This is a genomic window from Virgibacillus siamensis, assembly GCF_900162695.1.
Taxonomy (GTDB): Bacteria; Bacillota; Bacilli; order Bacillales; family Amphibacillaceae; genus Lentibacillus; species Lentibacillus siamensis_A.
In genome coordinates this window covers 3,243,804-3,266,037 of sequence record NZ_FUIH01000007.1, presented here as the reverse complement: position 1 = coordinate 3,266,037, position 22,234 = coordinate 3,243,804, and the positions used below count along the sequence as shown (strand labels likewise).

21 protein-coding genes are annotated in these 22,234 nt (G+C 42.1%); all 21 read right to left on the bottom strand.

Features of this window, described 5'->3' with window-relative positions; genetic code table 11:
- Position 1: 1 nt before the first annotated feature.
- The gene (gene mazG / locus B1K71_RS19465) at positions 2-1,450 is read right to left on the bottom strand and encodes a nucleoside triphosphate pyrophosphohydrolase (RefSeq protein WP_077329962.1); all 1,449 of its coding nucleotides are present in this window, start codon (positions 1,448-1,450) and stop codon (positions 2-4) included.
- A complete protein-coding gene (locus B1K71_RS19460) occupies positions 1,447-3,030 on the bottom strand; it encodes a putative polysaccharide biosynthesis protein (protein WP_077329960.1) in 1,584 nt (527 codons plus the stop codon). Before B1K71_RS19460 ends, mazG begins: the two co-directional genes overlap by 4 nt.
- A gap of 33 nt (positions 3,031-3,063) precedes the next feature.
- On the bottom strand, positions 3,064-3,276 hold the full coding sequence (locus tag B1K71_RS19455; protein WP_077329959.1) for a hypothetical protein: 213 nt from the start codon (positions 3,274-3,276) through the stop codon (positions 3,064-3,066).
- A gap of 93 nt (positions 3,277-3,369) precedes the next feature.
- Positions 3,370-3,906 carry a stage V sporulation protein T gene (gene spoVT, locus B1K71_RS19450; protein WP_077329957.1) on the bottom strand — a complete coding sequence of 179 codons (537 nt, stop codon included), beginning with the start codon at positions 3,904-3,906 and terminating at the stop codon, positions 3,370-3,372.
- 130 nt (positions 3,907-4,036) lie between these two features.
- A complete protein-coding gene (gene mfd / locus B1K71_RS19445; RefSeq protein WP_077329955.1) occupies positions 4,037-7,561 on the bottom strand; it encodes a transcription-repair coupling factor in 3,525 nt (1,174 codons plus the stop codon).
- Positions 7,562-7,677: 116 nt separating this feature from the next.
- Positions 7,678-7,908 (bottom strand): anti-sigma-F factor Fin family protein, encoded by a 231-nt coding sequence (locus B1K71_RS19440; RefSeq protein ID WP_077329953.1) that lies wholly within the window; start codon positions 7,906-7,908, stop codon positions 7,678-7,680.
- Between the two features lie 72 nt (positions 7,909-7,980).
- The gene (gene pth, locus B1K71_RS19435; protein ID WP_077329951.1) at positions 7,981-8,547 is read right to left on the bottom strand and encodes an aminoacyl-tRNA hydrolase; all 567 of its coding nucleotides are present in this window, start codon (positions 8,545-8,547) and stop codon (positions 7,981-7,983) included.
- A 75-nt stretch (positions 8,548-8,622) separates the two neighbouring features.
- Positions 8,623-9,255, bottom strand: coding sequence for a 50S ribosomal protein L25/general stress protein Ctc (locus B1K71_RS19430; protein WP_077329949.1), 633 nt, complete (start codon positions 9,253-9,255; stop codon positions 8,623-8,625).
- A gap of 294 nt (positions 9,256-9,549) precedes the next feature.
- Positions 9,550-10,503: a ribose-phosphate diphosphokinase gene (locus B1K71_RS19425; protein ID WP_077329947.1), complete on the bottom strand. Its 954-nt coding sequence runs from the start codon at positions 10,501-10,503 to the stop codon at positions 9,550-9,552.
- A gap of 21 nt (positions 10,504-10,524) precedes the next feature.
- Entirely contained in the window at positions 10,525-11,898 is a 1,374-nt protein-coding gene (glmU, locus tag B1K71_RS19420) for a bifunctional UDP-N-acetylglucosamine diphosphorylase/glucosamine-1-phosphate N-acetyltransferase GlmU (protein ID WP_077329945.1), read from the bottom strand.
- 227 nt (positions 11,899-12,125) lie between these two features.
- Positions 12,126-12,416: a septation regulator SpoVG gene (gene spoVG, locus B1K71_RS19415; RefSeq protein ID WP_077329943.1), complete on the bottom strand. Its 291-nt coding sequence runs from the start codon at positions 12,414-12,416 to the stop codon at positions 12,126-12,128.
- A gap of 130 nt (positions 12,417-12,546) precedes the next feature.
- Positions 12,547-13,359 (bottom strand): pur operon repressor, encoded by an 813-nt coding sequence (purR, locus tag B1K71_RS19410; RefSeq protein ID WP_077329941.1) that lies wholly within the window; start codon positions 13,357-13,359, stop codon positions 12,547-12,549.
- Positions 13,360-13,422: 63 nt separating this feature from the next.
- A complete protein-coding gene (ispE, locus tag B1K71_RS19405; RefSeq protein WP_077329939.1) occupies positions 13,423-14,280 on the bottom strand; it encodes a 4-(cytidine 5'-diphospho)-2-C-methyl-D-erythritol kinase in 858 nt (285 codons plus the stop codon).
- 114 nt (positions 14,281-14,394) lie between these two features.
- Positions 14,395-14,571 carry a small, acid-soluble spore protein, alpha/beta type gene (locus B1K71_RS19400; protein ID WP_077329937.1) on the bottom strand — a complete coding sequence of 59 codons (177 nt, stop codon included), beginning with the start codon at positions 14,569-14,571 and terminating at the stop codon, positions 14,395-14,397.
- Positions 14,572-14,753: 182 nt separating this feature from the next.
- Positions 14,754-15,011 carry a biofilm formation stimulator Veg gene (gene veg, locus B1K71_RS19395; RefSeq protein WP_077329935.1) on the bottom strand — a complete coding sequence of 86 codons (258 nt, stop codon included), beginning with the start codon at positions 15,009-15,011 and terminating at the stop codon, positions 14,754-14,756.
- 182 nt (positions 15,012-15,193) lie between these two features.
- Positions 15,194-16,072, bottom strand: a complete 879-nt coding sequence (gene yabG, locus B1K71_RS19390; protein WP_077329933.1) for a sporulation peptidase YabG — start codon at positions 16,070-16,072, stop codon at positions 15,194-15,196.
- 210 nt (positions 16,073-16,282) lie between these two features.
- On the bottom strand, positions 16,283-17,164 hold the full coding sequence (rsmA, locus tag B1K71_RS19385; RefSeq protein ID WP_077329931.1) for a 16S rRNA (adenine(1518)-N(6)/adenine(1519)-N(6))-dimethyltransferase RsmA: 882 nt from the start codon (positions 17,162-17,164) through the stop codon (positions 16,283-16,285).
- Positions 17,154-17,723, bottom strand: a complete 570-nt coding sequence (gene rnmV, locus B1K71_RS19380) for a ribonuclease M5 (protein WP_077329929.1) — start codon at positions 17,721-17,723, stop codon at positions 17,154-17,156. The genes rsmA and rnmV overlap by 11 nt, the downstream gene beginning before the upstream one ends.
- 69 nt (positions 17,724-17,792) lie before the next feature.
- On the bottom strand, positions 17,793-19,064 hold the full coding sequence (locus B1K71_RS19375; RefSeq protein ID WP_077329927.1) for a G5 and 3D domain-containing protein: 1,272 nt from the start codon (positions 19,062-19,064) through the stop codon (positions 17,793-17,795).
- Positions 19,065-19,314: 250 nt separating this feature from the next.
- Positions 19,315-20,082: a TatD family hydrolase gene (locus B1K71_RS19370; RefSeq protein WP_077329925.1), complete on the bottom strand. Its 768-nt coding sequence runs from the start codon at positions 20,080-20,082 to the stop codon at positions 19,315-19,317.
- 60 nt (positions 20,083-20,142) lie between these two features.
- Entirely contained in the window at positions 20,143-22,104 is a 1,962-nt protein-coding gene (gene metG, locus B1K71_RS19365) for a methionine--tRNA ligase (protein WP_077329923.1), read from the bottom strand.
- Positions 22,105-22,234: the final 130 nt, after the last annotated feature.

The window sequence follows — 22,234 nt, the reverse complement described above, 5'->3', positions numbered from 1 at the left end:
ATCACTCTTTTCCTTTTGCTTGATTCCAATAATAATCCATTTCTTCCAACGAGCTTTGAAAAACATCTTTCCCCTGTTCATTTAACTGTTTTTCAATGTATGTGAAACGTGATCGGAACTTCCGGTTCGCCTGATTCAGTGCAAGTTCCGGATTGACTTTATAATACCGTGATATGTTGGCCAGTACAAATAATACATCACCGAGTTCCTCTATCGTATTCGCTTCGTCCTCTTTTTCAATAGCGGCATGTACCTCATCCATTTCTTCCTGAAGTTTTGCCCACATATCCGCTGAATTGTCCCAGCTGAATCCAGCGGACGCTGCCTTATCCTGAAGCTTAGCTGCTGCCGCCAATGCCGGTAATCCAACCGGTACACCGTCAAGCAGCGATTTGCGTGTATCCCCTTTTTCTTCCTGCTTTAAAGCTGCCCATGATTTCACAACATCCGCCGCTGTTTCCGCGGATCCTTTACCGAACACATGCGGATGCCGGTGAATCATCTTATCCGTAATCGAACGAATCACATCGTCCACTGTAAAATATCCATCATCTGCTCCAATTTGACTGTGCAGCATCACTTGAAGCAATATATCCCCTAATTCTTCAATAATGCCGTCATCGTCTTGCAGATCAATTGCTTCAATTAATTCATAGACTTCTTCAATCGCATAGACACGAAGCGTTTCATGTGTCTGCTTCTTATCCCATGGACAACCATCTGGTCCACGCAATTGGGCAATCACTTCACGCAGCCTGGTAAATGTATGATGAAGCATATTCGATGGAACAGGGGGAACATAAACAGATGTTAAATTCGAAACGTCCATATTCCTGTCGAGCTCTTCCAACGGTACATCTATGATCTTCTCCTGCTCTGTTCCTGCCGCCTCAACAAGTTTGATACGGTAATCAGGCGGCAGATCATCCAAAAGTGTTAATTTAACTTCGGATGCAATAAATCTGTCGTATACCTGACAAAAAATAAGGTGGTTCCGATAATTCAAATCGTGCCGCTCAAATCCGGTACCATCCACAATTTGGAACCCCTCGATTGGATCAATCTGCAATGCAGTGAACAGTGCATCCAAATAACTTTGACCGCCAATTACTTCAACAGGAACATCTGATTGTTCAAGCAGCAATTTTACCGTTTTTTCCGCAAGCATCGGATGACCCGGTACTGCATAAATGATGGATGATTCAGAAGCCTTTTTTAATAAAGCGCTGGCAATATTTTCATATACCTCGCCAAACTGATCTGATGCTTCATAAAGATAATCCAGTGCAGTAAATTTCACACCCTCTGCTTCAAGTGCACTCATCAAAGGATGATCTGCAGTACGGACAAAGATTGGCAGATCCGTTTTCAGCAACTTTTTATAAATACCAAATGGGAGCTGATCCAGATCACCGGCTCCGAGACCAATAATTTCAATACGATTACTCATTTTATCTTCCTTTCTTTATACAACCGCAGCCAGAGTCCCGCAAACGGAAGCATGTCAAGTTCGTTTTTGGAAAATGCCCGAAGTCTCAGCAGCAAAATGGTATATACCATTGCCCCGGTTGCTACGGTAAATAATACATACAACAGCAATGATGCCCTTGATTGCACCTCTGGCATCAGGATATTTATAACAGCAAGATAGACAAGCATCCCGCCGGAAGCTGCGATCAATGCAATCCAGTTAATATGCTTCTCCACCCGTAAACGAGGCAGCTTCATTTTAACTGTTCCGAGAAGCAATATGCCGAGTACCGACAAACTGAATACAGTTGCAATTGCACCGCCCGTAATCCCATAAAGTGGAACGAGCACTGCATTGGCAATACATTTTATAACAAAGGAAATCAAAATAAAGCATGCGGTTTGTTTACTGTATCCCAGTCCCTGCAAAATGGAAGCAGCTGTAATCGAGACTGAACTCAGAAGAACAGCGACAGCGAGGACCTGCAGACTGAAGGTCCCATTATTGTTTTGAAACAGTAATGTGTTCACTTCCGGAAAAACAGCAATTAACCCAAGCGTAGCGCCCATCGCCAAATAAAAACTAACAATAATTGCATTTTGCACATATGTATAAAATTCATTAGGCGCACGTTGCAATTTTTCACGGGATATTGCTGGTATCAGTGCCAGCGCAAACGACGACCCAAGCACCGCTCCCAATTGTATCAGCGGTTGACCGCGATCAAATACACCTTTCAGTTTCATCGCTTCCAATTGACTGTATCGATTTTCAACCAGTCCCGGTACTAGTGTGAACGCATCCGCAAGCTGAATGATAAGCAGAATCATATGATTCAATGCTGCAGCACCACCAAGAATAAATAACGTTTTAACATAATAACCCCATGGAATATCCTCAAACTGTCCCATTTCGGGTTTGACGTTACGAAAAAAGCGGAGAAGAATTGCAATAGCGGTTATCGATCCAAGTATTGCAGCAACTGCAGCAGCTTTTCCGATAAAATACATATTTTCTTGCTGCGTAAAAATGATTACAGCAGCACCAATAATCAATAAAACCCGGATAAACTGCTCGCCGACTTGCGAATAGGCTGTCGGCTTCATTTTCTGCACACCCTGAAAAACACCGCGAAACAATGCTGTAACAGGAATCAGCAGGAACGCAAAGGATGCAAATTTATATACCTGCCCCAAATTCCGGTCTCCCGCAATAGCTGCTAAAAAATCAGCACCAAAAAACAACAGTAAAAACGCAAAAACGGATCCAAAGAACATTAGAAAAAAAACCGGCAGATAAAACTGTCTGAACGAAGGACCATTTGTATGCTGATTCAAATCATTGACCATTTTTGAAATAGCCGATGGAAACCCGTATAGGGACAGGATCAGTGCCATTCCAAGAATCGGATAAACCTGCTGATAAATATAAAAACCGAAATCACCTGTTAAATTTTGCAACGGGATCCGGTACCCTGCACTCAACAGCTTGCTGATTACCCCTGCAAGCGTCAGCAGTAAAGCACCCTTCACTAATTTATTTGTCTCGTTCCCTTCCATGACAAACGCCTTTCACCAAAAACTTTTTGTCCATTATAGCATAAAAGAATAGCTTTCTTTATACGGCGTGTTTTGAATGTTGTTCAGCGCGATTCGACTTTCCTTCAGCGGCTGCGGCATGTTGTTCGGCGCAATTCGGCTTTCCTTCGGCGGTTGCGGCATGTTGTTCGGCGCAATTCGGCTTTCCTTCGGCGGTTGCGGCATGTTGTTCAGCGCGATTCGACTTTCCTTCAGCGGCTGCGGCATGTTGTTCAGCGCAGTTGAGGTAAGCGGGGTTCCTCTACAAGCAAAAAGCCGGTCAGTCCCGACCGGCTTTCACACTTTCACATAAGTATTTTTCTATTCCATTTGTTTAGCCATAAAGTTCGATGCTGTTTCAACAGCTTTTTGCTCAACATTACTCAGTTTTTTACCGTCCTTGGAGAATATCATAACACATCCAATCGGATCACCATTCGCAATAATAGGACTAATACAATACGAATCAAGTTCGTCTTCCTTACTTTGAATCAATTCCATCGTTGCTTTCTCTGTTTCAAAAACCTGCGTTCTGTCCTGCATCGTTTTTTCAGGCTGTTGTCCAATACTTTTATTTAAGTAATCTTTTTTTGATTCACCGGCTACTGCAATTATTTCATCCCGGTCACAAATGAGCACCGGAAATTGAAGGGAGTCAAACAACGCCTCTGCATATTCCTTGGCAAAACTGCCAAGTTCATTGATTGGCGAATACTTTTTTAAGATGACTTCCCCTTCCCGGTCAACGAATATTTCCAATGGATCACCTTCGCGAATACGCAGCGTTCGCCTGATTTCTTTTGGTATAACGACCCTTCCTAAATCATCAATACGACGCACAATTCCTGTTGCCTTCATTTGTATGTTGCCTCACTTTCTTTGATGACTATCTGGTGCATACACTTTATTCCTGCGTGTGAAAAAAACACCAGTTGTGGTCTTTAGTATGAATCATCAAGGAATAACTATACATAACATACAAGTATTTCTATTCTTCCCGGTTTATTTCATCCAACTGTCCGATAAATTTCTCCAAAATATCATACCGCTGCTTTTCCGTATCTGAGGTCCATTTATAAATCACTTTCAGTTTATTACCTGCTGTTCCAAGCTGAAAGCCCCTGCCGAATGAATTGGCAAGTTCGAACAATTTGGATCCGTCAATTTGCTGGCTTCTGTTTTCATCAACGAGCATCTCGATTTTTTTATTTTTTTCGTGAATGCTTTCCACCCGTTGTTCTTTTGCCTGGCGTTTTAGCGAGGAAACCGTGAATAGATTACCGACCTCAGTTGGATAATCGCCAAACCGGTCCATCAGTTCATCCTTAAGATCTTCTACATCATCTGCTGATGTCATCGTCTGGAATTGTTTATACATATCAATTTTTTGTTTTTCATCTTTAATGTATTCATCCGGTATATATGCATCGAGCGATAGTGTCAGTTCAGGCTCGAATGGTTTCATTTCATCCAGTTCCTTGCCATGCTTCCGGGCATCAATCGCATCCTTCAGCATCTGAGAATACATATCAAAGCCGACAGAATCAATAAACCCGTGTTGCTGTGCGCCAAGCAGATTTCCAGCACCGCGAATTGACAAATCCCGCATCGCGATTTTGAACCCGGAGCCCAGTTCCGTAAACTGTTTAATTGCTTCAAGACGCTTCTCGGCAATTTCTGTCAGCACCTTATCACGCTGATAGGTGAAATATGCATATGCTACCCGGTTTGAACGTCCGACACGTCCCCGCAACTGATAAAGCTGACTTAATCCCATACGGTCCGCATTATTGACAATCAGCGTATTCACATTTGGAATATCAACTCCGGTTTCGATGATGGTTGTACTTACCAGCACATCAAATTCACCTTCCAGAAAAGCAAAAATGACATTTTCAAGCTCCGTTTCATTCATTTGTCCATGCGCAACAGCTATCCGTGCGTCATCTACCAGCATCCCTAAGTCACGGGCTGCTTTATCGATATTTTCCACCCTGTTATGCAGGAAAAATACTTGCCCGCCTCTTGACATTTCCCGTTCAACCGCATCCCTGATAAAAATTGGATTGTATTCCATCACATACGTCTGAATTGGAAAACGGTTTTCAGGCGGTGTTTCAATAACAGATAAATCACGGACACCAAGCATTGACATATGCAGGGTACGCGGTATCGGTGTAGCTGTTAACGTAAGCACATCAACATTTGATTTAAGCTGTTTAATTTTTTCCTTATGTTTCACACCAAAACGCTGCTCTTCATCAACAATTAAAAGCCCGAGATCTTGGTATTGCACATCTTTTGAAAGGATCCGGTGTGTTCCGATTACAATATCGACAAGTCCTTTTTTTAATCCTTCCAGTGTTTCTTTTTGCTGCTTACGTGTTCGGAATCTGCTCAATAGACCAATATTCACAGCATGGTCCTGGAACCGCTCACGGAACGTTTCATAATGCTGCTGCCCCAGAATAGTTGTTGGCACCAAAACAGCAACCTGTTTTCCATCAGCAACTGCCTTAAATGCTGCCCGGATAGCCACTTCCGTCTTACCATAGCCCACATCACCGCAAAGCAGCCGATCCATCGGACGTTCACGTTCCATATCCTGCTTAATCTCAACAATACAGCGCAATTGATCTTCAGTCTCCTGATAAGGAAACGCGGCTTCGAACTCACGCTGCATTTCGGTATCCTCTGAAAAGGCATACCCTTTCCGCGCCTCGCGTTCAGCATACAGCTTAATCAGATCATCCGCGATGTCCTCAACAGATGATTGTACCTTCCGTTTTACCTTTGTCCATTCACTGCCGCCCAATTTGTACAGCTTTGGTTCCTTACCTTCTGACCCGACGAATTTCTGTACCAGATCAATCTGGTCAATCGGGACAAATAATTTATCATCACCGGAATATTTAATCAGCATATAATCTTTGTGCAAATCATTTACTTCCAGCGTTTCTATCCCTAAATATTTCCCAATCCCGTGACTGGCATGAACGACATAATCGCCAACTTTAAGCTCCTGATAGTTTTTGATTCGTTCGGCATTCGATAGTTTTTGCTTTTTCCGCGGCCGTTTTGTCTTGCTTTTAAACAGTTCATTTTCCGTTATGATCACAAGTTTGTGCATCGGTAATTCCATACCGGTGCTGAGATTTCCGACGGTAATAACCGGAATCGTATTCGGAAGCTCAAGCTGGTCTGTCACAACTGATTCAATATCATAATCCAGGAAAATGGAATGAATTTTTTCTGCCCGTTTTGCATTCGGGGCAAGTACAATTACGGAAAAATCCCCTTTTTCCCAGCGATTCAATTCATTTTTTAACAGATTCATTTGCCCGTGGAACTCCTGCATGGCTCTGGATGACAAATTTACAATATTTTGTGGCTGCGTATTCGGTATATGCCTTAAGAAAATAGACATATACAGCCGCTGCTGATGCATATTGTCCTGCACTTCATCCCAGTTGAACGAAAACCGGCTGTCTCGAACCATTTTGTTTGTTTCCAGCAAATTACTGTACCATTCCGCTTCTTCCGTATCCAAATTCACAGCAGTTTCATGAATTCTGCTCATTTCATCCATGACTATCAACCCGTTGTCCGGCAAATAATCTATCAAACTTGCAGGATTTTCATAAAGAAACCCGATATATTTATACATTTCCTGAAAATGTTCCAGATTTTTAAGCCGCTCGCTGTCTTGCTGGACAACTTCAATCAACGTTTCTTTTGCCTTACTGTCCTTCAGCTTTTGAAGCGTTTCAGCCAAAGCTTCTTCAATACGCTGTGCCGCTGCAACCATATCCTCTTCTGTCAAAAGAAGTTCATCTGCAGGACCAACTGAAATCTCAGTTCGCTTTTCCAAAGATCGTTGTGATTCCACGTCAAAAAAACGTATAGAGTCAATTTCCTCATCAAACAACTCAATACGCACCGGATGTGTTTCCGTAACCGGATATATGTCAATGATTCCGCCCCGCCGGCTGAACTCACCGGGAGCAGTGACCATATCTGTCCGTTCGTACCCCATATCAACAAGGGATGATAAATAGACATCCAATTGAATATCTTCACCAAACTTGAAGTCCAGCTGATAGGCCCCCCAATAGCTTGTCGGCGGCAAAATCCGCTTTAATGCTGCTACCGGAGCAATTAAAATACCTTTTTTCTTCTGTGACCATGCTGTCAGCGCATCAATCCGCTGACCTCTCAGCTCAGGGCTGGCAATCGCTATTTCAGATGCAATCAATTCATTGACAGGGTACAGGTGAACATCATCCTCACCTGCAAACTCCACAAGATCATCATAAAGCTGCTGCGCCTGTGCCAGTTGGTGGGTGACAAGCAATATAGGCTTATCCACCGATTCATTCAGGATGGAAACAAGTAAACTCCTTGCTGAACCGGATAATCCAGCAACCAGTTGTTCATTCAATCCACCGGAAATACCGCTTATCACGGATTCAATATCTTCTTTTGATCGTAAAAATTCCTGTATACCCTTCATTTCCCCACCTGCTTACGTGCAAATATGCCTTGGCCAATTAACTAGCATAAGTACCCGTAAGCATTTTCCCGGATTTGACTTTACTATCTTCATTAACCAAAGCTTCTTTGCTTATGTTATTGTATAAAATAATCAAGTTCATGAAACTGCGGGTTGTTTCCCAATGATTCTTCACAGTTTTCACAAATTGCCTGTATATGGACATCACCATTTGCTTGATAGTGAACCATTTCCTGCTTATCCCTGGTGGATAACCTATCCAGGCCAAGCATAGATGCATCGACTGCATGCTGATCCAATTCTCCGATCATATGCCCGCAATGCCTGCATGTATACACAATTGACATACCAAAATACCTCCTCGAATAAACTCGGGATATCATAAAGTTTATCCGAAAAGCGCCTTTTTATACTGTATGTCACTGCTGATTATTAAATTCATTCATTACTTGATCAAACGGCTTTTCCATCCAGGCTTCACATGCATCTGCTGCAGTTTGTATACTTTCTGATGCATCCTTTTGTTGTGCTTTGGGAAAGGATCCAAGCACATAATCAATTACTGGTATCCTTGTTTCCGGCCGGCCAATGCCGATGCGCAATCGTTTGAATTCTTTTGAGCCAATATGTTCGATTGCGGAACGGACACCATTGTGACCTCCATGTCCGCCCTTTTGGCGTAATCTTATTTTCCCGGTCGGTAAATCCATATCATCATAAATCACCAGAATATCAGCTGCCTCCAGTTGATAAAAATCCATCAACGGTCTAATAGACTGACCGGACAAATTCATAAATGTCTGCGGTTTCAGCAAAACGACCTTTTCACCTTGAACATGTTCAACAATTGATTTTCCATTGAATTTATCCTTTTTCAGTTTCCAGTTATGACGCTCGACCAGCTCATCAATCACCATAAAACCGATATTATGACGTGTTTTCTTAAATTTAAAGCCGGGATTTCCCAAACCTACAATACATTTCATTTCGTTTCTTCCTTTAAATTGCTTATTTTTTATGTAAAGTAGAACCCCCCTAGTAAATAGGAGGGTTACTGAATATTATTCTTCTTCCTCATCCTTCTTAGCATCCACTAATTCCGGTTCAGCAGTTTCATCTGCCTCTTCCTCCACATCATCCAGTGTATCTGGCGGAACAACAGTTGCTACTGTAGTATCAGCATCTTCCAGGAATTCGTAGCTGCTTGCTTTTGGCAAGTCGGAAATAGCAATGGTATCACCAATTTGCAGCTCTGCCACATCCACAGAAATTTCTTCCGGAATATCAGCAGGTTTAGCACGTACCTGCAATTCATATAATGGCTGCTGCAGTACGCCGCCTTCTTTTACTCCCGGTGCTTCGCCGGTCAGGTTGAGCGGTACTTCAACATCCATTTCTTCAGACATGTTTACAACGTAAAAGTCAGCATGAATCAATTCATCTCTTAATGGGTCCATTTGATAATCATGCAGCATTACATCGACCGGTTTATCATTCTCGACATCAAGTGAAATGATTGCGTTCCGGCCTTCATCACGAACGGTTTTAACCAATTCAATGCTGTTTACGGAAATTGATTTTGTGTCTTTATCTTTTCCATATACGACGGATGGAACGTCTCCGCTCTCTCTAATCATTTTTGTTGCAGACTTCGTATGATCTTCCCGAAGCGCCGCTTTCAATTTTACTGCCATTTTTATCACCCTCCATTATTGACAAACCCGGTTTATACCAAGTTCTCTATGGCATACTTCTATCTTTTACTATTAAAACATAAAATTGTCTAATAATAAAACACCATTACTTATTACCCGCAATTTAGGGCTTGTAAACACCTTTAAATAATCCACAGTTGAAATAAACTATGACATAAAGTACTGTTGGACATCACTCCGGATATACATTTCGCTTTCCCGCAGGAGTCTTCGTGTATTTCCTCCGCTACAATGGAATCCAATTATTTGATTGGAACGCGATACAAAATGTCTTTAGTCAAACAGAATACTTACTGACTTCAGTTCATGCACGCGTGTTATTGCTTCGCCGATCAGTGGCGCAACAGATAAGGTTTTTATCTTGTCGCTTTGCTTTTCTTCCGGCAATGGAATGGAATTTGTGATGATCAGCTCTTTTATTTTGGAATCATTAATACGGTCAATTGCCGGTCCGGACAAGACAGGGTGTGTACAGCAGGCATAAACTTCTTTTGCCCCGTTTTCAATAAGCGCGTTTGCCGCCAGTGTAATTGTTCCGGCTGTATCAATGATATCATCAATCAGTATTGCCGTTTTTCCTTCAATATTACCAACAATATTCATTACTTCCGCCACATTTGGACGCGGACGGCGCTTATCAATGATACCAATTGGCGCTTTCAGACGGTCCGCCATTTTACGCGCTCTCGTCACACCGCCATGGTCTGGTGAGACAACAACAACATCATCAAAGTTTTTGGCTTCAAAGTAATCAGATAAAATCGGCACACCTTGCAAGTGGTCGATTGGGACATCAAAGAACCCTTGAATTTGCGGTGCATGCAAATCAAGTGTGATTACACGGTTGGCACCGGCAGTCTCCAGAAGGTCTGCTATCAGCTTGGATGTTATCGGTTCCCTTGAGCGTGCTTTACGATCCTGTCGTGCATACCCGTAATAAGGCATGACAATATTGATTGATCTTGCTGATGCGCGCTTTAATGCATCAATCATAATCAACAGTTCCATTATGTGTGTGTTTACCGGTGAACATGTGGACTGTACTACATAAACATCACATCCGCGCACACTTTCCTCAATGTTAATCTGTATTTCCCCATCACTGAATGCGGACACCGTACATTCACCCAGTGTTGTTCCAATATGACTGGCGATGTCCTCCGCCAATTTCCGGTTCGAATTCAATGATAATACTTTCAAATATGGATCCTTGTATCCAGAAGCCATGATATTACCCTCCGTTTGTGATTATTTTCTGTTTCTAATCCTTGATGCATATCCTTCTTTATTCGTCTGTCTGGCGCGTGCAACCGATAACGAATCTTCCGGGACATGTTTCGTAATGGTGGAACCTGCAGCCACATACGAACTTTTTCCTACAGTAACCGGTGCAATTAAATTGGAATTACATCCGATAAACGCATCGTCTTCAATTGTCGTTAAGAATTTATTTTTACCGTCATAGTTAACGGTAATCGTTCCGCAGCCAATATTCACATTAGTTCCGACCTCCGCATCACCAATATAGCTTAGGTGGGAAACCTTGCTTCCATTTCCGATTGCCGCCTTCTTCACTTCAACAAAGTTTCCGATTTTTGCTTCATCGCCGATGGCAGCTTCCGGACGGATATGTGCATACGGTCCAATTTTAACCCGCTTGCCGATGTTACTGTCATTGGCAACACTTTGCTTCATCACAGTCTGTTCACCGACAATACAATTATGAATTTCACTATGCGGACCAATTTCTGCCTCGGATTTTATGACGGAATCGCCTTCGATAATCGATCCGGGGTGAATCAGCACATCCGGTTCGATCTGTACATCCGGACCGATATAGGTATGATCCGGATCGATTATTGTAACGCCATTCCGCATATGCCCCTCATTAATCCGCTTTTTCATTGACTTTTCGGCCTGTGCCAATGCAATACGGTCATTGACACCAAGTGTTTCTTCAAAATCCACAGTCATGAATGCACTTATTTTTTCGTTTTCCTTCTTAAGTATTTCAATGACATCCGGAAGATAATATTCGCCCTGAGCATTATCATTAGATACATTTTTCAGAGCCTGAAACAAAGCTTTATTATCAAAACAGTATGTACCGGTGTTAATCTCATTTACCCGCAATTCTGTTTCGTTTGCATCCTTTTGTTCTACAATGCGTTCCACTTCATTCGCTTCATTACGAATTACCCTTCCATAACCTGTGGGATTAGCGGTTGTTGCAGTTAAGATTGTCGCTTGCGCATTTTCCTGTTCATGATGATCAAAAAGCGCCTGATATGTTTCACTGGTAATTAAAGGTGTATCACCGCATACGACAATGGTTGTACCATCCTTATCAAGCAGCAAATCTTCTGCCTGCATTGCCGCATGCCCTGTCCCCAGTTGTTCTTCCTGAATAACAAGCTGGCACTGATCACCAATATGTTCAGCCACTTTTTCAGCACCATGACCTACAACAGTAACCATCTCATCCAGCTGCGCCTTCTTCAGTTGATCTATCACATGCTGTACCATTGGACGTCCCATAACAGGATGAAGTACTTTATATAATTTTGACTTCATTCTGGTTCCTTGTCCGGCCGCAAGAATGATAGCATATCGATTTGCCATGAAGAATCCTCCATTCCTTTTATCCATTATGAATATATCTTAAATAAGCAATGATTTCAACAGTTAACGACCGAAGCAAAAGCGTCCGTCTGCACCGGATGGACTGGATTTACCCGTCCCGCTGATTACATTGGATTGTAATTTTTGGCAAGGTAATATGTAATATTTCCCTAAATAAAAAAAGAAGGCTAATCCATTACAGATTAGACCTCTTGTATACGTGCAATTTACGAAGCACCGGCTTCTTCATATTGTACCTCTGCTTCGCCGGCACGATGATATTCTTCTAAAACAGCATCCTGGATTTTTGCACGGGTATTTGAATTAATCGGATGTGCAATATCCCGGAATTCACCGTCAGGAGTGCGTTTAGATGGCATAGCCACAAACAATCCATTGTTCCCGTCGATGACGCGGATATCATGGACAACAAACTCCTGGTCTAAAGTAATCGATGCAATGGCTCGCATTCTGCCCTCTGTGTTTACGCGGCGCAATCTTACGTCAGTTACTTCCATGATGATTCACCACCTTTTCCCTTTTGAACTTATTACCAATATTCAACAAAACTATGAGAATTCCTGCTAATTTTTAAAAAAAATATAAAAAAATTAAAAACCTCCCTGTAAAAGAGAGGTTTTAATAGTTTTACCCGTGAAGTTTCCCGGGGATAACGTCAATCGCTTTCTGTTTTATATCTACATTCTTTATTTTCACGAGCGAGGTATAATCTTCCACGACCCGCTCATCTTCCTCATCATCAGCTTCTGCCAGAACACCAATCGCCTTTACGTTTGCATTAAATTCATTGAGCAAACTTGTCATGCCGTTAATCGTTCCCCCGGCTTTCATAAAGTCATCAATAATACATACATTGGCATTCTCCTGCAGACTGCGTTTTGGAAGCACCATCGTCTGAATCTTCCTGGATGAACCCGATACATAATTAATGCTGACAGATGAGCCTTCCGTCACTTTCGGATCCCTGCGAACAATAACGACAGGAACACTGAGAACAGATGCAACTGAATACGCAAGCGGGATTCCCTTTGTGGCAACAGTCACCACAACATCGATGTCAAGATCGGAAAACGCGGATGCCAGAACCTTTCCAATTTGCTTCACCTTTTTTGGATCCCCCAGAATGTCACTCATATAAAGATAGCCTCCGGGAAGAATACGAAGCGGGTCTTCCAATGTTCTGCAGAGCTCCTGAATAAACTGTGTACTATTTTCTTCTGAAAGATACGGAATATAACTTACACCACCTGCCGCACCTGCTGATGTCTGTAAATATCCGATACCTTCTTCCCGCATGACACGGTCTACAATAACCAAATCTTCACTAATGGACGATTTTGCAGCCTGATACCTTTCAGAAAAAAATGGCAGCGATGTATGTTGTTTTGGATTTTCAAAAAAATAATTCGTCAACGATACCAAACGGTCGCTTCTTTTCATATTTGCACCTCTAAATCCGAATGTTTGTATTAAATATACCATTAATATACGTATTTAGCAAATTCAGCGACGATCAAGCATCTGCACGATAAATACTTCTTCACAAAAACCTCTTAATCCGTTATAAATGCGCTTTGCCTTGCTGTAATGTTGAACCAAACCAACCATTGTCGGTCCCGAACCGCTCATCAGTACGCCTTCAGCGCCCGCCTTGAGCATTTTCGCTTTGATTTGGGCCACATTTGGAAATAACGAAAATGTTACAGTCTCTAAAGCATTTCCCGCTGCGGCACAAAGCCCCGGAAAATCTTTTTCTTCAAGTGCCTTTATAACAGCTTGTGTATCCGGATGCACGAGTTCTTTCATCTTCACCTTTGGAAAAATATTTCTGGTCGATATGCCGATATTCGGCTTTGCCAGGATAACAAAAAATGGCGGCGGTGATGGCAATTCATAGATTTTTTCTCCATGACCTGTCCCAATTGCAGTCGTACTATACACGCAAAAAGGAACGTCCGACCCAATGAAAGCCCCGATTTCCGCCAATTCCTGTTTCGAAGCCCCAACTGACCAAAGTTTGTTAAGTCCGCGCAAAACAGCAGCAGCATCACTGCTTCCTCCGCCCAACCCGGCGGAAACAGGGATGTTCTTTGTTATTTTAATTTGGACTCCTTTATGGATCCGATATTTATTTTTGAAAGCGAGAGCAGCTTTATACGCGAGATTGCGTTCATCATTTGGCACATATTGATTGTCCGCGGCAACATCAATTTTACCATTATCTGATGACATCAATTCAAGCCGATCAGTCAAATCGACGGAAGTCATAATCATTTCCACTTCATGGAATCCATCGTTACGTTTACCAAGAACATCCAATGACAAATTGATTTTAGCTGGTGCCCGTTCAAATATAATCATCTCCGTCACCCACTTTAAATATGTACACAAATTGTATCATATATAAAAAGTGCAAGCGACTGTATAGGGAATGCTTGCACACCGTTATGAACGGAAAAAATGGCAAACCCATTATTAGGGTCTGCCATTCATGTTCTGCTCAGCTATTTCGATTGCACGTTTCACCATATTTCCGGCATCTCTTGCTTTAATGCCGCCCCAGCCCTCTTCCTGCACTGTGTCGTAAAAACCTAACTCTTTGGCAATTTCTTCTTTCATTTGGTCTGACATTATTCCTCCACGTCTTCCCATGAAAGAGCTCCCCCTTCTGTTAAGGAATGCTTACGACACGTATAGTTTATGTAAATGGTTAAGTCGTACACCCGTTAGATATATACAAAAAAGGAAAATATTTTTTTAGCCTGGGGACATAAAATCCATTAACAGAGAAAAACTAAATAATATCAAGAAAGACAAAAGCAGTAAACCTGGGTTCACTGCTCAACCATTATCGCACCATCCTGGAAACTGATTTCCACCGTTTCCGTTAAGACGTCTGCATAGCTATATGAAACACGTTCGAATGCATTTTCGTCCTGATCCAACTCAACAATGAAAACGGACGGATATGTCTCAGCTAAAATGCCGCATCGTTCAATTGTTTTCCTTCTTCCGCCATTGGCTTTAAGCTTTAATCGCTTGCCAATCTGACCCTCAAGACCTTGCTTAATTTCGACTAATGTTTTTGCCACTATACTCCACCTCACTATTTATTATCATACCATAAGCTTGTTTAGTAAGTCAAATAAAACATTATATTATAACAGTATAGCTTTTTTAATGTCAACAAGAAAATTCACTTTCCTCCCCTATTATTTCAAATTGTTAACAAAATATGTATGATCCAGGAAAATAATAGCTGATGTTTGACACATCAGCTATTTTCATCGGCTTCGTCGTCCGCGATATAAGGCATGCCAGTTCGTAAAAGACCTTTTGTTTCCACGCCGCCAAGTCCTCTTTCACCAGTTAATGTATTACGTAATGCATCCCATACGCCTACTTTTTCCATAAATGGTGTATACGCGATTTTTGCAGCAATATAAACAGGATCAAGCGCATGAATATTTATTCGAGAAGGAGAGCTGGCGAAATTCGCCCCAGCACGGATAAGCGATTCAAAATGGGACTGGCATGCTCCCGCAAAAATTACAAGTTGATCCAAATTAGCACTTTTTTGTCTCGCGGCACGTACTGTTTCGCCAAAAAACTTGGAATGCCGGTACGCCCGAATATCACCCTTTCCTCCTTTATTCCTTGAAAAAGCATCATGACCCGTAATCACGATAATATCGGGCTGAACCTTTTCCATTAAACCGGCAATTTCGAATGGCATTTCCTTTTCACCTACATGAATTCCATGAACCTGCAATCCCAACCGGTTATATAATTCAATACATTTTCGTAAATATCCGGGATCACCATCAATGTGAAGAACTTTGGCAGGAATCTGGAAATAACTGATGTTTGGCTGATATCCATTACTTGCCTGATATTCACGCTTCTCCCGCATTAACTGATAATCCTGCCGAAAAAGGCGATAGGAAAATTCCTCTTGCTCTTTTTCCTTCTTTCTCCTTTTTACTAAATCCCTGTCTTCTACATGTACCAAATCATCAAAGGGGGCATCCGCTGCCAATCGAATATCCTCACCATGCAATGTTGCAACCTTATCTGTAACCGATGCAATCCGGAACAATAAATCATGCTTATGTGATATACGTGTCACAAATTCTCCAGTTGAAAACTTCATTTAGCCACCTCACAGCATCGTTCGAGTGAACCTGTTCCTAACATAGACTATGAAGTTTCGCCCATTACTGTGCGACATTAACCCAAACAAATATGAAAAGCCTGCCTCGCTGAACAATCTGCGTATCCCGCCGAAGATAGCGCTGTAACCGCGAACAAGAGCGCTCCCGCCGAACAATCAAAAAGCCATTGCAACACGTGTGCAATGGCTTTAATGTCCGATTTCCCGATAAAATATATTGGCAAGTACTGCAAATTCCTGCATGTCCAATGATTCGCCGCGCCGGCCTCCATCAATTCCCGCCTTCTCCAGCAGTTCAGTTATTTTTTCCTTCTCGAATACACCTTTGAAGTGCCGGTTCAAGTTGTTTCGCAGCGTTTTTCTCCGTTGGGCAAAACACGCTTGTACCACTTCAAAAAAATACCCTTCATGATCAACCTGTACAGGCGGTATTCCCCGGATAGTTAACTGCAGTACACTTGAATCAACGTTTGGCGGCGGCATAAAGACAGTTTTTGGTACATTCATAATCACTTCAGCATCGGTATAATATTGTACAGCGATGGAAAGCGATCCATAGCTTTTATTGTTCGGCTCAGCTGCCATACGTTCAGCAACTTCTTTTTGAATCATAATAGTAATACTTGTAACCGGAAGTTTTTCGCGAAGCAATTTCATTAAAATTGGTGTTGTTATATAGTATGGCAAGTTCGCAACCACATGCACTGCCTTTCCGGGATCAAAATATTTATGAATTGCGCTGCTGACATCCGCCTTTAATATATCCTGGTGCATGACCTGAACATTTTCATAATCCTTTAGTGTTTCCTGCAAAATGGGCAGCAGACGCTGATCGATTTCATAAGCAACCACTTTATCGGCATGAATGGCAAGCTGTTCGGTCAGCGCACCAATACCAGGCCCGACTTCAATTGCAGCTGCGTGCTTATCAATCCCTGCTTGTTTCATAATATTTTCAAGTATATTGACGTCAATTAAAAAATTTTGTCCAAGGCTTTTTTTGAAATGAAATCCGTATTTATTCAAAATTTCCCGGGTTCGCTTTGGCGTTGCGATTCTGTTAGTTGTCATCATTTTCCTCCTGCAGTACCTGATTTGCCGTTTCTTGAAATTGTTCCTTTGTAATCTGGAACATGGATAGGCGTTTCAGCAACTGTTTTCCATTCGCATGTCCAATTTGCAGTAATGCACAAAGCTTATCTCTTCTTGCGGCTGCATTAGGGCTTCCAATCAGCCCGTAATGTAACAGGTCTTCCTTTGTAATATCAATGGTTTCATCTTCTTTCAGCTCGTAAACATCGATCAATGCTTGTTGAATGGCTGTGACAGATGCATGTTCAATTCCGAGACTTTTATTCGCAGTATGTTTTGCACGGGCATCATCCCGTTTCAAAAAAGCATGCTTACAGCCGGGAACAGCTTGATCCACAATATGACGAATACGTTCCCCGGGATAATCAGGATCGGTAAATATAATGACGCCCCGTTTCCTACTGGCATGACGTATTTGATTTAGGATTGTGTCATTTACCGCAGATCCATTCGTTTCAATCGTATCGGCATCAACCGCTTGATGAATTTTTGCGGTGTCATCACGACCCTCAACAACAATAATTTCTTTTATTTTCACTCGTACATCCTCATTTCAAAAAACAATGCTCTTACTACTTTCAGTGTAGTAAGAGCATTGTATCATACTTTAATCGAGAACTTTTACAGTTACATTCGTTCTTGTTCCAAACGCGAGAGCATCTGCCCTGGTTGGCATGTGTACATCGATATGATGGCCGTTCACACCGCCGCCGGTATCCCCGGCAACAGCATAACCATATCCTTCCACCCATACTCTCGTACCAAGTGGAATGACACTTGGATCCACTGCAATTACCTTCTTATTCGGATTGGCATGTAAATTAATGCCTGTTGCCGTATAACCGGAACATCCGCTGCAGTCAGCACTGTACGCCGTAGCAGTCATCGTAAAGACCTGGTCACTGGATTCTTTAGGTTGTGCAGTTGTATCATTACCAGAGCTGGAACTGCCCGAATCATCGTTAGACCTGCTGGAACTATTGTTAGAACTGGAACTTGATAATGTTACAAGATCCTGCTCCACCTTTGTTCCAAAAGCGACAACACGGTTCTCACTTTCCCGCTTCACGTTTTTACCAACTAATTCGCGATTAACAACTTTTCCGTTTTCCTTGGTAATTTCGTATTTTTTAACGAGCAGACCTTCTGTTCCTTCTGAAATCACCCGTTTTTTACCTTTTTCCAGATTGCTGTCTTCACGCTTCTCCGTATCATAAGCAATCGTTTCTTTGACACTTTTCAAATCCTTATTTACACGGGTAATTTTAATCGGTGTATCTTCCGTAACCTTTTCTTTTTTGGCAGGTTTCACTTTATCCAATTTATCTAACGTAATACCGTTTCGCTTAAGAAGTTCTCCTACCGTTCCACCCGTAACCCAAACCTTTTCCTTTTTGCTGCCATTATGAAGGGCAACCTGAAATGCCTTATTGATTGTAAGTGTCAGTCCGTTCTTGATTGGTTCCGATCCCTTGTGCGATGCTTCATCATGCTTTGAGATACGCATTCCATTCGCTTGAAGGAATTCACCCACCGTATCTTTCGTTGTAAAATAAATCTGTTCGTTTTCATCCACTTTGACAATCACTTTGTTAGCTTTCTTGTATGTAATGTGCATTCCATCTTTAATTTGTGCATTAACCCGGTGTGAAAGCGAATCATGCTCTCCAACCGTTATGCCCAATTCTGTAAGCAGTTCTTTTACTGTGTTTGCGTGAGTCTGGACTGTTTGTTTTTCTCCATTTTCCGTAACGGCTACCTCAGCTTTAGTCGCTTCAAATAGGATTAAACCAGAAAAAACAACCAGCGCCATAACACCAATACAAGAAATAATCAGCTTGAATTTCGACGCCGGCAATAGCCTTGAAAGAAAATTCATGCTTTTTGCCTCCTTTACCGCGACTATGATTATATATAACAAATCTATGTAATTGCAACGGGATTCCGTTTACGGTTTGTTTACAATTGAATTACAGAAAATAACCATCGTGTGACAAGTAGCCTGTAACCATTGGTATAACAAGGTTATGGTATATAAAAAGAGACCGGAAAAAAACCCCGATCTCGTAAAATTGTCCCATATTTTACATCGTTTTAGCTATCAAAAATTATGACAAAATACCCTGATTTCATTCAAAATGAAACAATGAAAAAGCGTTTTTTGTCGTAATGTTACAAAGTTCCTCGAAAGAAATCCCTCTCAATTCGGCGATCTTTTCAGCAACAAGTTTCACATACGCCGGTTCATTCCGTTTCCCCCGATTTGGGTGGGGTGCAAGGAATGGAGCATCCGTCTCCACCAAAAGCCGGTCTGCTGGAACCTGTACAGCAACCTCCTTAGGCATCGAGGCATTTTTGAATGTGACCGGACCGCCAAGTGAAATGTAAAAGTTCATGTCAAGACAAGCCTGCACATAATCCGGGGAATCGTTATAGCAATGCATAATTCCGCCCACTTCCTGTGCATTTTCTTCCTGCATGATTTCAATAATGTCTTCTGTTGCTTCACGATTATGAATAATAATCGGCATGTTAACCTTTTTGGCCAGATTAATCTGTTTGCGGAAAACTTCCTTTTGAATATCTTTAGGTGACTTGTCCCAATGATAATCAAGCCCCATTTCACCGATGGCGACCACTTTCGGATGTGCTGATAATTCCTCAATCCACTTCAGGTCTTCATCCGTCATATCGATGGCATCAACCGGATGCCAGCCGACCGCGGCATATATCGTTTCATATTGTTCCGCTATTTCGATGGCGAGCGGAATCGTTTCCCGGTCAAATCCGACGACAACCATATATTTCACACCTGTATCAAATGCCCGCTGAATCGTTTCTTCACGATCTTCAAAAAACTGTCTTGCATTCAGATGCACATGTGTATCTACTAACATAATAACACTCCTAATAGAGAAAAAGGCCAACACCTCACGTGAGGGTGACCTTTATCCGGTTTATTTTACAACAGAACCGTTCGGCAATGATTGTTCAACGGAAGCAAGGGTTAAATTACCTGCTTCATCCTCCCCGCAGAGAATCATTCCTTCAGACATTTCACCGCGTAATTTAACGGGTTTCAGATTGGTGATGCAAATAACTTTCTTGCCAATAAGTTCATCCGCCTGATAATGTTCAGCAATGCCGGATACCACCTGGCGTTTGTCTGTTCCGACATCAAGCTGAAGCTTTAATAATTTATCAGCCTTTTTCACAGGTTCTGCTTTTAGCACTTCAGCAACACGCATATCCGTTTTCATGAATTCATCAAAACTGATCTCCGTTTTTTGTTCCGGCGTTTTTTTGGCAGCAGGATTCTTCTTTTCCGGTGCCGTTTTGGTCATCATTGCCTTAATTGCTTCCACTTCCTTCTCCACGTCAAGTCGAGGGAAGAGCGGCTCGCCTTTTGAAACCATTGTTCCAGCAGCTATACGTCCATTTTCGTGTACCGATTCCCATGATTGCAACGATTCATCCGTAATTCCCAATTGTTTAAAAATCTCTGCAGGGGATTCGGTCAAAAACGGCCGCAGCATAATCGCAGCTTTGCGCAGGGATTCCGCAAGATGTGCCATGACATTACCAAGACGTTCTTTGTTTGTTTCATCCTTTGCCAAAATCCAAGGTTCCGTTTCATCGATATATTTGTTGGTTCTGCTGATCATTTTCCATAACGACGAAAGTGCAACCGAAAACTGCATATTGTCCATTGATTCTTCCACTTTTTCCACCGTTTCTTCCTGCAACGACTCAAGCGATGTTTCAAATTCGGTTTCAGCTGATTTATACGCAGGAATTTCCCCGCCGAAGTATTTGTTTATCATCGCAACGGTCCGATTCAGCAGATTGCCAAGATCATTCGCCAGATCATAATTGGTGCGTTCCACAAAGCCTTCAGGAGTAAATACACCGTCTGATCCGAATGGCACTTCACGCATCAGGTAGTAACGAAGTGCGTCAAGTCCATACCGGTCCGTCAATTGAATAGGATCCACAACATTTCCTTTTGACTTGGACATTTTTCCATCTTTCATTAAAATCCAACCATGGGCAAAAACCTTTTTCGGCAGTGGCAGATCGAGTGCCATCAAAATGATTGGCCAGTAAATTGTATGGAAACGGACAATTTCCTTGCTCATCAAGTGTACATCTGCCGGCCAGAATTTTTGATACAGTTCATCGTGATCTGTTCCATAGCCAAGCGCTGTAATATAGTTGGTCAACGCATCAATCCATACATAGATAACGTGTTTTGGATCACCTGGTACTTTAATGCCCCAGTCAAAAGTGGTCCGTGAAACTGCCAGATCCTCCAGACCCGGTTTAATAAAATTGTTCAGCATTTCATTCTTGCGGCTTTCCGGCTGAATGAATTCCGGATTTTCATCATAAAACCTTACAAGCCTGTCAACGTATTTACTCATTTTAAAGAAATATGATTCCTCTTTTACTTTCTCAACTGGACCGCCGCAATCCGGGCAATGTCCATCATCAAGCTGCCGTTCAGTAAAGAAAGACTCACAAGATGTACAATACCACCCTTCATATTCATCCAAGTAAATATCACCCTGTTTGACAAGCTGATCAAATATCTTTTCCACGATTTTTTTATGACGTTCCTCTGTTGTACGGATAAAATCGTCGTTTGTAATCTTTAACTTTTTCCATAAATCCTGGATTCCGCTTACAATTCCATCGACGTACTCCTGCGGTTCCATTCCCTTTTCTTTTGCTTTCCGTTGAATTTTTTGTCCATGTTCATCGGTTCCTGTCAGATACATTACATCATAGCCGCGCAGCCGTTTATACCGCGCTACCGCATCACCGGCAACCGTGGAATACGCATGGCCTATATGTAAATTTCCGCTCGGATAATAGATTGGTGTTGTTATATAAAACGTGTTTTTTTCCTTTGGCATTGCCTTTACCTCCTCAATCATTATTTCCATTGTAGCGATTTTATCACAAGATTTCCATTAACTGATAACTATATACATATTTGTGGTAACTTCTTCCAACACCTTTACACAGCCCGCCACTGCAGTTTAT